The following is a 14,313-nucleotide window of genomic DNA, read 5'->3' on the forward strand; positions in this document are numbered from 1 at the left end:
AAGGGAGCTGTAAGTGGTTCCTTTCAAGCTTGTAGGCTGGGTTCATATAAATGATAAATTGCTGAAAATGTATGACCAAAATCAATACATTGACACAATCTTTCCTCCATTGAAAATATAGCTTCCTCTAAGGAAGATGTTGATAAATTGAGCTCGCTAATGGCCGTTAACAAAGCTCGTAACGGTGTATTAAGTGCTACAAATCGAGCAGTGAGATGGTCTTTTTCAATATGCATAAATGCTTCCTCTAATTTTTTTAAACAGACCTTCACGGAGCGTGGAAAATGCGCATCCTGTAATAAATATTGCATGACACATAGTAAATTTGTTTGATGGTGCTTACGTTTATAAGATTCTGTTGCTTTTGATAAATCAAGCAAAAATATCCCATCGGCTTCTTCTATATTGCTAGTCATTGGTTGTTGCTCTAGCATTATTAATATCATACGGATCGTCTTTTCTGCACGTTCAATCCATTTGCCGACTTGCATAAAATAAAAAGGTAAATCTCGTTCCATTGAGTCTTCAACTAGTCCTGTAACCGTTAAAGATGTCTTACGTACATTGTGTAAAAAATAATTTAGGGATATTAACGGAAATGGCCGTTTCTGCACCGTTACTTCTTGTTGCATATATAAATAAAAGGCATTGTGTAATTCCCAAAGCTCAATAGGGATACTATCCCGTGTTATTCGTGCATTTTCTCGAACGGCGCGCAAAGTTGCATGCAAAGCGTTGCTATTGTTCTCAGAGAACAACAAGTACTCAATAAGAGGATTCACTCGAATGACTTCATAGCATGCTAGAAATTCTTCTTTCGAAGCACAAATATCTAAAATAGCTTCCCAATGGTCGAGATAATCATGTTCCTTACCAGATTGCTCCAGCATATTCAACAGCTGTACTTGTAATATATGTGCATTCGTTTCTGTGCGTTCACTATATCTTGCCATCCAATATAGTGCGTCTGCTACTCGACTTAGCATGCGGCAATTCCTCCTTTAATATCCACGTATCTTTTGCTCCGCCTCCTTGTGAGGAATTTACGACTAACGATCCTTCTTTTAGCGCAACACGAGATAACCCACCTGGAAGGACAAATATCTCATCACCTGTAATGACATATACACGCAAATCGACATGACAAGGATAGAATTTACCATTCTGATAGGCAGGTGCACGTGATAACTGAATGGTCGGTTGTGCTATATATTGATTTGGTTGGTTTACTATTTTTTGTCGGAAGCTAGCGATTTCTTCAGCACTGGCATGTGGACCAATCAGCATATCGTAGCCACCTGAGGCACTTACATTTTTTATAACCAGCTCGTGTAAATGTTTTAGTACCCATGCCCGCTGATTTTCATCATCAAGATGGTAGGTTGTGACATTTTCTAATATAGGATCTTCATTTAAATAAAAACGAATCATATCTGGGACATAGGCATACATCGCTTTATCATCTGCGACACCGTTGCCCACTGCATTTAGTATTGCAATATTTCCTGCCTTATAAGCCTCGATTAAATAGGGCACGCCAAGTAAAGAATCTTCTCGAAAAGCAGTAGGATCTAAAAAGTCATCATCAATGCGGCGATAGATAATATCGATTTGCTCTAATCCGTAAATGGTTTTTTTATAAACTTTTAAATTTTGCACAATTAAATCGCGTCCTTCTACAAGCTGAATATTTAGTTGTTGCGCTAAAAAGACATGGTCGTAATAGGCTGAATTATACATACCGGCTGTTAAAAGGACTGCTTTCGGTTCAACATGAGCCTTTAAATTTCGTGGTCGATGTGAAAGTAGCGCTTTTTTCATATGGGTCATTTGTTTTTCAAGGGATTGAATCGTATGTTTGGAAAAAAATTCAGGATACACTTCCTTCATAACATAACGATTTTGGAATACGTATGAAATGCCAGAAGGATTACGTAAATTATCTTCCAATACGCGGTAAACACCGTTTTGATCACGAATTACATCAATGCCAGCTAAAAAAATATGATTATTTATTGGCACTTGAACACCCAACATTTCTCGACAATAATATGGATTTTGTTCGATAAGATTTTTGGGAATAATTCCGGCCGTTACAATTAACTGTTCATGATAAATATCATGTAAAAAACAATTTAACGCTTTGACACGTTGTTTCATACCGGTCTCAATCATCTTCCATTGTGCATGTGGGATAATAATCGGTACAAAATCAAAAGGCATTGTCCGTTCTGTCCCCCCTTGGGCACCATATACAGTAAATGTAATACCTTGTCTAAGGAAGCTCGATTGTGCTTGCTGGTATTTTTCTTCTAGCTGTTCTTGAGAAAAAGCACTTAGTTTACGATGGAAGGAGCGATAATGCGGTTTCGGCTGGTCACCATCTATCATTTCATCAAAAAAAGAACCCGAATCATATAATTTCATCATGTGAACCGCCTCCGAATTTAAGGAATAGTCAAAACATGTTACACTAAAAAGAATACATAAAAGGAGCTAGTAAAAAATGATAAACATTAACTTATTGCAAGCTTACGAGTTAGACAAGCTATCGAAACTAGGTATATCAGACGAGGAAATCTTACAGACATTGCGAACTGGGGAAGTATCGTCATGGCGTACAAAGGAACCCAATTATGAATTTCAAGAAACACTGGCTCTTTATCAAGAAGGGGAGCAACAATTTTTAGACGCGCTGCATGGTAATTATCGAATAAAATATGTAACATTACCTGGCATTCAGCGTTTACTACATCTTCGCTTTCAATTAGAAGAAACGAAGGACTTTCAATTGGCAGAAACAGGTATTAAGAATTTGGTGTGCGACGAAGCCATAATCTCGAAGCTTCTTAGCATGTTATCGACGAACTGGAAAATTACACAACAAATGGATGGCACATATAGCATTTTCGCTAATTAACTACAAATAACCAAAAAATTCCACGCGCATTGTGAGACGAATCGACTCGTATCATTACCCATGGAATCATTTTTCGATTCGTCTCAGCGTATAGTAGTATACTAGAGTTTAATATTCATTTTGAGACGCGTTTATGCATAAATAAATAGACCTTGCAAAAAAATTTCAAAAAAAGATGATTTTTCATACGTAGAAAATCATCTTTTTTAATTACTTAAAATAAGAACATACGTTCGAATAAGGGGGAAAGGGCATTTTTTTATCAATAATGTTCCCAAATTTATATTTGGGAACGTTTTTTATGGTAAAATAGAGAAAATAGAGAAAATAGAGGTGATTTTATGCAAAAGAATCCACAACCTAAAATAATGAAAGACTTCTTAGTGTACTTAACAACAATCAAAGGAAAGTCCCAACGCACTCGAAAAGAATATGAATACGATCTCACTTTATTCTTTCGTTTTCATTTAGCTATGCAAAATGATATAGATATCGCGCAATTAAACGAAGTCGATATTGCTACTATTACAATAGAAGAAATCCGTGACATCACTTTGGAAGATCTCTATTTATTTATGGAGTATTGTGAAGTACAACGTAAAAATTCTGCTTCCGCAAGAGCCCGAAAAGTCGCTACCTTAAAATCATTTTTCAAATACATTAAAGGAAAACGACGCCTTATAGAAGAAAATCCAGCGGAGGAGTTGGAAACACCAAAGATTGGACGCAGAAAACCGATATACATGAATATGGATGAGGCGACCCAGTTTATTGAGGGTATTCAACTGCATCGCGCATCACCACGGAATTATTGCATGATGATGTTTTTCTTAAATCTTGGTATTCGCGTATCTGAACTGTGCCAACTGAATACTTCATCCTTACAAGGTCGTTATTTGACCGTAATCGGAAAAGGAAATAAAGAGCGTACGGTTTACTTAAATGATAGTTGCATGCAAGCGCTAAATAATTATGAACAGAGTGGGAAAACACCATACAAAGGGGAAGGGGAAGAGCCTCTTTTTGTTTCGCAAAAAGGAACACGTTTTACACGACAAACCGTCGCTAAAATTGTTAAGCAAATCAATAAACAATCGGGTCTACAAAAGGACAGACTTACACCACATAAATTGCGTCATACATCGGCGACAATGATGTATAAAGCTGGGGCAGATATTCGTAGCTTACAGCATATACTAGGACACTCCAGTGTCGCTACAACCCAAATCTATACCCATATTGAAGATGAGCAATTGCAACATGTTTTGGAGAATAATCCTTTTAATATTGTTGATTAATAACTAGCGTAAAAGCATACGAACAAGTAAGATGCATATATACAGAGTAGGGTCAAAACTGAAGGGGGAAAATATATGATTTCAACATATCTTGAACAATTAAGTACTACGAGAGAACAACTATTAAAGGAAATAGAAGTATTAAACGATGCACAATTTAATCAAAAACCTGATGCAAACAGTTGGAGCATTGCTCAAATATGTCATCATTTAGTGCTAGTAGAAACTTCAACAATGAAGGCCATTTCATGGGGGTTAGCCTCTCAAGAAAATACCAAACCTGAACCGATCAATGTTAAACTAATGAAAGATAGAACAAAGAAGCTCGCAGCACCAAAAATTGTGGAACCGACAGAGGAAGCATTTGCTGTCCAGCAAATGGTGACATTATTATATGAAACAAGAGCGAAACTAACGACATTTTTGCTTCAACTAGAAGAGCCATCCTTACTTGCTAAAAAAGCTGTGAATCACCCAGCCTTCGGACCATTGCCACTCAATCAATGGATTGAGCAAGTGTATTTGCATGAACAACGACACATTGAACAAATACATGAAATGAAAGGAATTGTCATTTAACTTGGACTAGGAGTTACGATGAAGAAAAGAAAACTAAAGCAGATTATGAAAAACAATTTGAAAGAACTAAGAAATTGTGCGTTTATAGAAATTATTTGGAATATCATTCTATGGATTCCGAGACAAATTTTTCGTTTACTAAAAAATATACTATAAAATTGTATCAAAACCCGAGTTCTGACGTTGATTACGCAGAAGTCGGGTTTTTTAATTTACAATTCGTTATGAATATTTACTTGACGAACAACATAATCTGTTATATATTAAATAAAAATAAAAACAACTGTTATAAAACAGTTTGTGCAGGAGGAATTGTATATGTCAAAGTATCGAGATGGTTATGAGTTTTATTGTGAAATGTGTGAACGTTATGGGCTAGAGCCAATTTCATTCCGTTATTACATTATCCAATTATCACAGCAACAACTTTCAGCTTATAATATGCAAGCAAAACAACTTGGAATTTAAAATAATCGCTACAAAGGATGTGGTTATAACGGACGCCAAAGTGAATAGTTTATGAAAAGCCCAGCCATACTAAATACATGGACTGGGCTTTGATTAATATGAAAGAAATTTCAGAAATATTATTGACTTGAGTCGATATCTGTTATATATTATTTATACAAATAAACAACTGTTATAGTACAAAGAGAAGAGGGAAATGGATGGCACATTATAGAGAAGGTTATGAGTTATATTGTAAAAAATGCGAGCAGTTTAATTTAGAGCCTATTAATTTTTATTATTATATGAATAAGTTATCTCAAAAGCAATTAGCGTGCTACAATGAAGCAGCACACGAAAGGAAGTTATTGGCATGACGGACTATCGACAAGGCTATGAATTTTACAGACAGATTTGTGATCAACATGGATTAGAACCAATAAACTTTCACTACTATATATTAAACTTATCACAAGAACAACTAGATGCTTACAATGAACAAGCAAAAATTGTGGGAGGTCAAATTGAATATGAAGTGTCTTAACATGTAAAAATGCCTTGCTGCCAGCTGTGACAGTAAGGCATTTTTAATTTTTTATAAGAATCTATTTTATTGTTTTAAAGGTAAATAGTATAACGATAGTTTTAATAGTAGTACAAATGTAATTATTGAGATTGGTAAATTGTCGAATGAAGTGCGTTTAAAGTCATTCTTTTTTGTCTAATTTATTGAAATCTATAAAATTAGATAATTGTAGATTTTATATTTGGGTTGAATTAACTGCTTTTCTAAGACTATAATATAATTACATAAAAAAGGGCCAGCTACCACAACTTTATACCTCACTATTATGTAAAGAAAAAGTACTAAACCCTCTTATTTTAATGAACGGAGAATGAAAAATGATGAATATCACGCCTGGTAGTATTAATCAAGTTAACTACAGCCTGAAAGAATTACAAGATATTTTTTCAGCAATGAATAGTTCGATCATTGTTGCTATTACAGATCGGACCGGAAAAATAACATTTGTTAATGATCATTTTTGTAAAATCTCGAAATATAAGCGTGAAGAATTAATTGGACAAGATCACCGTTTACTAAACTCAGGTTTCCATCCTAAATCTTTTTTTAGAGAAATGTGGAAATCAATTGGTAAAGGAGATATGTGGAATGGTGAGGTGTGCAATCGCGCCAAAGATGGTAGCTTATACTGGGTGAAAACAACAATCATTCCTTTCCTCGATGATAATAACAAACCTTATCAATATATTGCCATTCGAGTAGATATTACTGCACAAAAGGATATTAAGAAAATTACCCATATTGCTTATCATGATGAATTAACAGGGTTACCAAACCGTCGTAAGTTAGAACAACGTTTAGAAAATGAATTCCATCAATCTCGACGTACAGGTGAGAAGTTTGCGTTATTTTTCATTGATGTGAATCGTTTTAAAAACATAAATGATGGACTTGGCCACATCATCGGTGATATGTTCCTTGTGGAAATGGCAAATCGTATTCGTAATGTAGACTACACATCTAACTCTTTCTATCGCCACAATAGTGATGAATTCGTTATGATATTAAATGATGTTTCACGAATTGAAGAAATGGCAAAAGAAATAATTGGGGTTTTCGATGATAGCTTCATCGTAGACGCTTACGAATTTTATGCAAGTATAAGCATTGGTATTAGTGTTTTTCCGGATCATGCCAATACAATAGAAGATTTATTAAAAAATGCTGATATAGCGATGTATGCTGCAAAATCAACTCGAGGCAATCAATATCGACTTTATAGACATAATATGGATGAGGCAAATGATAAGTGGTTACTACTTGAAACCAAACTACACCAAGCATTAAAAAAAGATATACTAGAACTACATTACCAGCCAAAAATTGATTTAAAAACAGATCGAGTTGTTGGGATGGAAGCTTTACTGCGTTGGTACGATCCTGAATTAGGACAAATGCCACCAGATCGTTTTATTCCGTTTGCTGAAGAATGTGGACTTATCAATGATATTGGTGTTTGGGTATTACATAAAGCTTGTGCACAAGTATGTGCATGGAACAAAACATTTCATTCAAATTTAAGCGTTGCTGTCAATATATCACCCATTCATATTAGCACACCTGGTTTTGTTGAAATGGTACGTGATGTCATTGCAGCTACAAAAATCGATCCGCATTTATTAGAAATCGAAATTACAGAGATGAGTATGCTAGACTATACGGAAGATTTAATTAATACTATTGAACAGTTAAGAGCATTAGGGATTACTATTGCGTTAGACGATTTCGGAACAGGCTATTCATCCTTAAATTATTTAAAAAAATTCCCAGTAGATGTGTTAAAAATCGATCGCGCGTTTGTTCGTGATATTTTACCAGAGAAAACAGGGATTGCAATGATTTCCGCAATGATTTCCTTGGCTCATGCATTAAATCTCCAAGTAGTAGCAGAAGGTGTCGAAGAAGAGGCTGAATTAAATGTACTGCGAGAGCATGGCTGTGATTTCGTACAAGGCTATTACTTTAGCAAACCACTATCAGTGAAAGATTTTACCACAACCATCTTAAATCAATCGCCAACAAGTAAATCTAACTCCTAAATGGGGCTAGATTTATTTTCTTAAATATAGTTTACATAATAATATTATTGTATGAATTGTGGCTGCAAGAAATTCATGGTATAATTTGGTTCTAACAAGTTGCATTCAGGGAAATTGCTTAAACACTTAATCAATTCGCCTTTGCTCTTGCTAAAAGAACGATAGGCGTGCAAACAGCAAGCTGTTATCAGCGAAGATTGCTTGCATTAAATCTAAACAATAATGAAATGGGAGTAGCTGCCAATAATATATACCTATTTTAAAATTTTTGTCTAATAAAGATGCCAAAAATGATAATAGGAGAATCATGATGATTGAATTAAAAACAGCAAGATTAAGAATACTACCGCTAAGTGCAGATAATCTAAAACTACTTATTGAGAATCCAAAGAAGTTAGACCTACAATTTTCTTTCATTGAATCAAGTAGTTCTCTAAGTATGGAACTTCAACAAGCTATGGAAATTCGACTTTCTAAGTTACTACGTGATAAGGATAATTATATTTGGTATACCAATTGGTTCATCGTCTCGCATAGTCAAAATTGTAGTGTTGGGGGGATTATGGTAAAAGGACTTCCAAACAACAATGGAGAAGTCATAATTGGGTATTACACTTTACCTGAATATCAAGGAAACGGCTATATGACAGAAGCACTTGAAACAATGAAAAATTGGTTGTTAAATCAACCCAATGTGAAGTGTGTTATTGCGGATACGGAAAAAGACAATATCGCATCCCATAGAGTATTAGAAAAGTCCGGTGCGAAATTGTATAAAGAAACAGCTGCATTATATTATTGGAAATTTACCCAAAAATAGTGACTTAAAAAAGAGCCTTCATATCAAAAAATGAAGACTCTTTTTGCTATAGCAAAATATGAAATGAATTATAAAAATAATAATGAGGTGAGCTAATGGGCAAATTTTTTGTACCGTCAAAAGGCATACTGTCGTGGAAAGAATACCTTGCAGATCCTCTAAAGCAATGGAAAAAAGGATGCTCTGCTTTTGAATTAGCTGTTAGTTGGGAGAATGCAAATAATTTGCCATACACCGTGGACAATGTATTTAAAAATAGTAACATTACTTTATTTCACAATATTGAAGTATTATTTGGGTTTCCTGAATACAAGGTAGCTTTACCTGGAGGAAATGCAAGTTCACAAACGGACCTTTATATACTCGCAAAAGCGCATAATGAACTTATCCCGATGATGATAGAAGGGAAAGTAGCAGAACCTTTTGGAAAAACTGTTGATAGCTGGTTAGGAGACAACCCAAGTGAAGGAAAAAGGAAAAGATTAGCTTATCTACTCCAATTATTTGCTTTAGAAGAAGCGTCGGTGAAAAAGATAAGGTATCAGTTATTACATCGAGCAGCATCCGCTTTAATAGAAGCAAACCGAGTAAATGCTCATAATGCCCTAATACTAGTCCATTCTTTTAGCAATACTACCGCATGGTTTGAAGATTTCGTAGCATTTGTTGAGCTGTTTCATATATCCCCGAAGCAAAATACGATTGTTGGTCCAATACAGTTTAATCACGTAAATTTGTATTTTAGTTGGATAACAGATGTAAAAAGTATTTAAATGGGCGCTCTTGCGGACATATCATTAGCCGCAACCCTCCGCTCCTATCAACTCGAAAGAGCATCGGATTTTTCGAGCCATTTTGCCTACACCAGAAGACCTCTTTATTTTCAAAGAGGTCTTTTCGTTTTTAATAGATACATAGTTACTTTAACACTATCTAAAATATAAATATAGAATATTCTGTTAATAGGTGTTAAAATGACCATTATACACATATAGTACAAGTTATAAGTCATCTGGGTTCGCATTTTTTCAAGGAGGTATTCATGATAAATAAAAATGATTACGACAATGTTGCCTTTAACCAATTGGAAATGCTACGAAATGAGATTAATCGGACTACAATGAATCGAAAGTTGATCAATAAAATTGATAACTATTATGTACTTTGTATCTACGAACAACAAAAAATAGCGAGTAATGATCAAGCGACGAAAGAAATTACGTTGACAAAAAATGTGATGTCCAACTCGTTTGTTATTTGGGATCGTACCTATAAAGAGAGTGAACAGCTATTTATGAACTTACGAATTTCTTCTAGAAATCGTGTTATCACTGAAATTGCCAAAAACATCGTTTCGTTTTTACTGCAAAAATATGAGGACCAGCTAAATGAAACGCAGAAGCGGACGTCGATGCATAATAACGGACTTCATTACGAGAGATATATTCATCGAATGGAGCAAATGATTAAGGCGAACACATTTCTAGGTGAAGATAATGCGTGGGAAGAGTTTTGCTCATGGTTTCAAGTCTACTTAACAGAGTGGGTACTGGAAGAACTAGAAAGTACGTTAGGCTCTGAAAAGGTGCATCAGTTGAGCAGTCAGGAATTAAATCACGTATTTTTTCAGCAAATAACGAAAAATCTAGCATCTAATGCATCGTTTATTTCAAAATATACAAATATCGTCAATCATTATATGGCGCAATGGTTTCATACTATTATTGCATTAATGAAGCTCACGGATTTAAACGCTCAAGAAATTGCTTCCATGCTTCAAATCGCAAACTCGAGTAACGAGGATACCTTACCACATAGTAAAAATTTAATTTTTTCATTAGGGGTAGAACAGCACCTCCATGTCATGAATAATGCACCGTATCAGTATGTCCGAGAAGCATTATATAAAAATAGTTTTCAATCCATCGACACTACACCTTGGCCGACTACACCATTAGTCAAAGGACATGTAGAAGGCTTAATCCAATTACGCCCGTTTCAATATAATGACGGCCCTATCGACACACATACAGAGATTGAACAAGGCCAAAATCTAGCACAAAGCTTAACGGATTTAGACGTTGATATGTTTGATGCCTTATGTAGTATCTTTCTATCTAAAGCAAGGTATGTTGAAGATATTATTGAAATCCACTTTAATGATTTATTGAGGATTCGTGGTTTAAAGCCGAAATTAGGAGGCGAAGGGCGAAGAGGTGGGTATGAGCAACAACAAAAAGACAAAGTTTTGCAATCGCTTACAAAAATTCAGAGCTTATGGCTCGAATTAAATAAAGCAACGATTTATGAAAAAGGCAAGCCTGTTCAAACAAAACTACAAGGACGAACATTTCTTTTTGTCGATGAAAACCGAAATGAATATAATATTGCTCATATAGACAATCAAAAAACATTTACGGTCACAGTCGATAAAATTTTTACAAAGTATCTTTATGGCTCTGGAAGACAAATTGCCTTGTTACCGATTCAAACGTTGCATTATAACCCCTATAGTCAAAAATGGGAAAAAAGATTGGCACGCTATTTGAGTTGGCGTTGGCGAACGCAAGCAAGAAAGGGCGATTTCTTACAGCCAAATAAAATCCGAACGTTGCTAGAAGCAATTGGAGAAAATATCAATGAACGTACACCTTCTCGCACGAGAGATCGCTTAGAAAAAGCGCTAGACCAATTACTCGAAGATGGCGTTCTTGCTGCATGGCATTATCATAAATGGGATGAATCCATCGCCAATCATAAGGGATGGGTGCGCTTATGGTTAGATGCTACGATTCTTGTTGAACCACCTGAACTTATAAAAGAACAATACCGGTCCATTGAAAAGACAAGAAATACAACACATTCTATAAGTTATATCCAAGATAGCGTACAACATAAAGACAAGGGGGCTACTATTGGCAATCAATTGCGAGCCATACGCAAACAATTTAATCTATCGCTTTTACAAGTTTCTGAAGAACTTGAAATTTCACCTTCATATATAAGTAATATCGAGCGAGGCATCAAAACCCCTTCTGTCAAAATTCAAAACAACATAAAGCGATGGCTTCAAAAATTTCATTAAAAGAATATTGTATTAGCATAAAGCGACCTATCTATCGTTTGAATACGGTATATAGGTCGCTTTTTTTATTCCCACCTATATCCGCTTCTAATCTTCATTTATAGTTAGCTCCTATTGCCATTTTTACCGTTATCCTACCCTTAAGTCGAGGTCATCGTGTGTAGAAGTCGTGGTTAATGTGTGCATCAAAGAAAATAAAAATATTTTAGCCCTTGCCTTGCCTACGCTATTTACTTATTTTTCTTTTTTTCCCTCCCTAATAATTAAATTATTTTACAGCTTCTTTTTTTCATTGTCTTTAAAACGTGTTCGATACAATGGACAACATAATCAAGTGTTTTCTATTATTCGAAACCGAGGTGAAATAATGAAGAAAGAATTAAAGGCTTATGAAACGTTAGAACCTTTGTTTAATCCAAAGTCTGTGGCAGTACTAGGCGCCTCTACCAATCCATATAAAATTGGCTACATTCAATTGAAAGCGCTAATCGATGGTGGATTTAAAGGAGACATTTATCCAATTAATCCGAAAGCTAGTGAAATAGAAGGTCTGCCATGCTACCCTTCGATCACAGCTGTACCCGATGAAGTAGATTTAGCTATATTTTGTGTAGGAGCAGAGCAAATTCAGGATAATCTCCAAGTATGTGCTAAAAAGAAGGTGAAAGCTGCCATTATTTTCGCATCTGGTTTCGCTGAAATTGGTGAAGAAGGTGTCATGTTACAACAAGATTTAGCGACCATTGCGAAAGAACATGGCATTCGTATTATTGGCCCGAACTGTGTAGGGCTAGTGAACACAACGAATGGTATGATTGGCACATTTTCACCAGCGATTTTGGCAGTGCCATTGCATGAAGAAAAAGCAGTAGGCTACGTTTCGCAAAGTGGAGCATTTGGCGTTTTAACATATATGGCCGCTGCACAAAAAGGGTTAAGCTTTAATTATTTTGCAAGTGTCGGCAACGAAATGGAAACAGAATTTTCGGATGTAGTGGAATATATGATTCATGATCCTAAAACAAAAGTGATTACAGGCTACCTAGAAGGGGCCAAAGATATTAAGAAGCTTCGACGTTTAGCAAAAGAAGCGCTGAATCGCAAAAAGCCAATCGCGTTAATGAAAACGGGCAGAAGTACAGCTGGCAGTAGAGCAGCTGCTTCACATACAGGCTCCTTAGCTGGTTCAGATTTAATTTATGATGCATTTTTTAGACAAAGTGGCATTGTCAGAGTCGATGACTATGAAGATATTATTACTTTTTCAAAATTATTTTTATCCAATCGACTACCACAAGGAAAAAATACGGTGTTAATTACTAGTTCTGGTGGACGGGGCATTAACGAAGCAGATCGCTGTGAAGGTTTAGGCTTAAACATTATACCACTAAGTGAAAAGACGAAGACTGAGATTAAAAAGCACATTCCTTCTTTCGGAAGTGCCAGCAATCCAATCGACTTAACGGCAGCCGCTTCAGTAACCAATCCCGAGCTGTATATAGCGCCATTACGAGCACTCATTGCTGATCCAGAAGTGCATAATATTATTTTAACGGAATTTCCATTGTACTGGGAGGCGGATAATCCATACCTTCAGGAGTTTATTGAGCTATGTAAAAACTCCGATAAATTCGTTTTTATTACAACATTCCCATTGGACGGTATGTCTGTTCCTAAAGGGAAAGAGACGCTTGAGAAAAATGGCATTCCCGTTATACCAGGTGATTTAAATCCAATTAAAGGTTTAGCGAAGCTTGTAGAATATAGCGAAAGTTATCGAAAGCATCAGCAAAAAACGCACCAACAAGAGGACACGACAATCAAACGGATAGACATTTCACATATTCGTGGAACAACACTAAGCGAAGCACAAGCTACGGACATACTCGATGTCTATGGCATTCCCACAACGAAACGTACGGTGGCTACTACAGCAGAGGAAGCGGTTCAATTTGCCAATGCTATTGGATATCCTGTTGTCTTAAAAGTCGATTCAGCAGATATCCCTCATAAAACTGAGGCCGATGCTATTCGTCTTAATGTGCAATCAGCGAACGAAGTAATGAAAGCGTTTACTGAAATTTATCACAATGCGAAAACCTATAAAGCCGATGCGCAAATCAATGGTATTGCCGTACAAGAAATGCTACCAGAAGGAACAGAGGTGATTATTGGCGCGACAAAAGATCCGAATTTCGGTCCTGTCGTTATGTTTGGATTAGGCGGTATTTTTGTTGAAGTCTTTAAAGATATTTCATTTAGGGTCGCACCACTAACGAGAGCTGATGCCGTTGAAATGATAGAAGAAGTAAAAGGGAAAGCGCTTTTAAAAGGAGCACGTGGCAAAGCACAGAGTGATATCGAAGCCATTATTGATGTCTTACTCAAGGTATCGCAGCTTGTTACGGAAAATGAAGCGGTGATAGAAGAATTAGACATCAATCCTTTAATTGTTTACGAAGACGGTGTAAAGGCGGCAGACGCGATGATTGTCATCAATAAAGATGTAATAGAAAAGTCAGTAGTCGGGAGGTAAATA

General features: G+C 35.8%; 13 protein-coding genes. 11 read left to right on the forward strand and 2 right to left on the reverse strand.

What is annotated here, in order from left to right; all coding sequences use genetic code 11:
- Positions 1-23: 23 nt before the first annotated feature.
- Both I5435_RS11525 and I5435_RS11530 read right to left on the reverse strand, forming a co-directional pair.
- Positions 24-986 (reverse strand): alpha-E domain-containing protein, encoded by a 963-nt coding sequence (locus I5435_RS11525; protein WP_080653292.1) that lies wholly within the window; start codon positions 984-986, stop codon positions 24-26.
- Positions 940-2,430 (reverse strand): circularly permuted type 2 ATP-grasp protein, encoded by a 1,491-nt coding sequence (locus I5435_RS11530; RefSeq protein WP_025219520.1) that lies wholly within the window; start codon positions 2,428-2,430, stop codon positions 940-942. The genes I5435_RS11525 and I5435_RS11530 overlap by 47 nt, the downstream gene beginning before the upstream one ends.
- Positions 2,431-2,506: 76 nt before the next feature.
- On the opposite strand from I5435_RS11530, the gene I5435_RS11535 reads away from it, so the two are divergent.
- The 11 genes from I5435_RS11535 to I5435_RS11585 all read left to right on the forward strand — a co-directional run bounded on the left by I5435_RS11535 (position 2,507) and on the right by I5435_RS11585 (position 14,310).
- Positions 2,507-2,920: a hypothetical protein gene (locus I5435_RS11535; RefSeq protein WP_108030330.1), complete on the forward strand. Its 414-nt coding sequence runs from the start codon at positions 2,507-2,509 to the stop codon at positions 2,918-2,920.
- Positions 2,921-3,261: 341 nt separating this feature from the next.
- Positions 3,262-4,218, forward strand: a complete 957-nt coding sequence (locus I5435_RS11540; protein WP_024361695.1) for a tyrosine recombinase XerC — start codon at positions 3,262-3,264, stop codon at positions 4,216-4,218.
- A 75-nt stretch (positions 4,219-4,293) separates the two neighbouring features.
- The gene (locus I5435_RS11545; protein WP_229389730.1) at positions 4,294-4,797 is read left to right on the forward strand and encodes a DinB family protein; all 504 of its coding nucleotides are present in this window, start codon (positions 4,294-4,296) and stop codon (positions 4,795-4,797) included.
- A 318-nt stretch (positions 4,798-5,115) separates the two neighbouring features.
- Complete coding sequence (locus I5435_RS11550) at positions 5,116-5,265, forward strand: hypothetical protein (protein ID WP_024361697.1); 150 nt, start codon at positions 5,116-5,118, stop codon at positions 5,263-5,265.
- A 200-nt stretch (positions 5,266-5,465) separates the two neighbouring features.
- Positions 5,466-5,621, forward strand: coding sequence for a transcriptional regulator (locus I5435_RS11555; RefSeq protein WP_337982270.1), 156 nt, complete (start codon positions 5,466-5,468; stop codon positions 5,619-5,621).
- The gene (locus I5435_RS11560) at positions 5,618-5,788 is read left to right on the forward strand and encodes a hypothetical protein (protein WP_024361699.1); all 171 of its coding nucleotides are present in this window, start codon (positions 5,618-5,620) and stop codon (positions 5,786-5,788) included. The genes I5435_RS11555 and I5435_RS11560 overlap by 4 nt, the downstream gene beginning before the upstream one ends.
- Positions 5,789-6,147: 359 nt before the next feature.
- A complete protein-coding gene (locus I5435_RS11565; protein ID WP_024361700.1) occupies positions 6,148-7,869 on the forward strand; it encodes a sensor domain-containing protein in 1,722 nt (573 codons plus the stop codon).
- 310 nt (positions 7,870-8,179) lie between these two features.
- Positions 8,180-8,689: a GNAT family N-acetyltransferase gene (locus tag I5435_RS11570; protein WP_024361701.1), complete on the forward strand. Its 510-nt coding sequence runs from the start codon at positions 8,180-8,182 to the stop codon at positions 8,687-8,689.
- A gap of 95 nt (positions 8,690-8,784) precedes the next feature.
- Positions 8,785-9,462 (forward strand): DUF6946 family protein, encoded by a 678-nt coding sequence (locus I5435_RS11575; protein WP_337982271.1) that lies wholly within the window; start codon positions 8,785-8,787, stop codon positions 9,460-9,462.
- Positions 9,463-9,731: 269 nt separating this feature from the next.
- A complete protein-coding gene (locus I5435_RS11580; protein WP_337982272.1) occupies positions 9,732-11,774 on the forward strand; it encodes a helix-turn-helix domain-containing protein in 2,043 nt (680 codons plus the stop codon).
- A gap of 367 nt (positions 11,775-12,141) precedes the next feature.
- Positions 12,142-14,310, forward strand: coding sequence for an acetate--CoA ligase family protein (locus I5435_RS11585; RefSeq protein ID WP_025219513.1), 2,169 nt, complete (start codon positions 12,142-12,144; stop codon positions 14,308-14,310).
- The last annotated feature ends 3 nt before the right edge of the window (positions 14,311-14,313 follow it).

The sequence above is a fragment of the Lysinibacillus sp. C5.1 genome (assembly GCF_016350185.1).
Taxonomy (GTDB): Bacteria; Bacillota; Bacilli; order Bacillales_A; family Planococcaceae; genus Lysinibacillus; species Lysinibacillus sphaericus.

Coding starts and splice junctions, on each gene's coding strand:
- I5435_RS11525 (WP_080653292.1), bottom strand. CDS start 986: ATGCTAAGTCGAGTAGCAGACGCACTATATTGGATGGCAAGATATAGT.
- I5435_RS11530 (WP_025219520.1), bottom strand. CDS start 2,430: ATGATGAAATTATATGATTCGGGTTCTTTTTTTGATGAAATGATAGAT.
- I5435_RS11535 (WP_108030330.1), top strand. CDS start 2,507: ATGATAAACATTAACTTATTGCAAGCTTACGAGTTAGACAAGCTATCG.
- I5435_RS11540 (WP_024361695.1), top strand. CDS start 3,262: ATGCAAAAGAATCCACAACCTAAAATAATGAAAGACTTCTTAGTGTAC.
- I5435_RS11545 (WP_229389730.1), top strand. CDS start 4,294: ATGATTTCAACATATCTTGAACAATTAAGTACTACGAGAGAACAACTA.
- I5435_RS11550 (WP_024361697.1), top strand. CDS start 5,116: ATGTCAAAGTATCGAGATGGTTATGAGTTTTATTGTGAAATGTGTGAA.
- I5435_RS11555 (WP_337982270.1), top strand. CDS start 5,466: ATGGCACATTATAGAGAAGGTTATGAGTTATATTGTAAAAAATGCGAG.
- I5435_RS11560 (WP_024361699.1), top strand. CDS start 5,618: ATGACGGACTATCGACAAGGCTATGAATTTTACAGACAGATTTGTGAT.
- I5435_RS11565 (WP_024361700.1), top strand. CDS start 6,148: ATGATGAATATCACGCCTGGTAGTATTAATCAAGTTAACTACAGCCTG.
- I5435_RS11570 (WP_024361701.1), top strand. CDS start 8,180: ATGATTGAATTAAAAACAGCAAGATTAAGAATACTACCGCTAAGTGCA.
- I5435_RS11575 (WP_337982271.1), top strand. CDS start 8,785: ATGGGCAAATTTTTTGTACCGTCAAAAGGCATACTGTCGTGGAAAGAA.
- I5435_RS11580 (WP_337982272.1), top strand. CDS start 9,732: ATGATAAATAAAAATGATTACGACAATGTTGCCTTTAACCAATTGGAA.
- I5435_RS11585 (WP_025219513.1), top strand. CDS start 12,142: ATGAAGAAAGAATTAAAGGCTTATGAAACGTTAGAACCTTTGTTTAAT.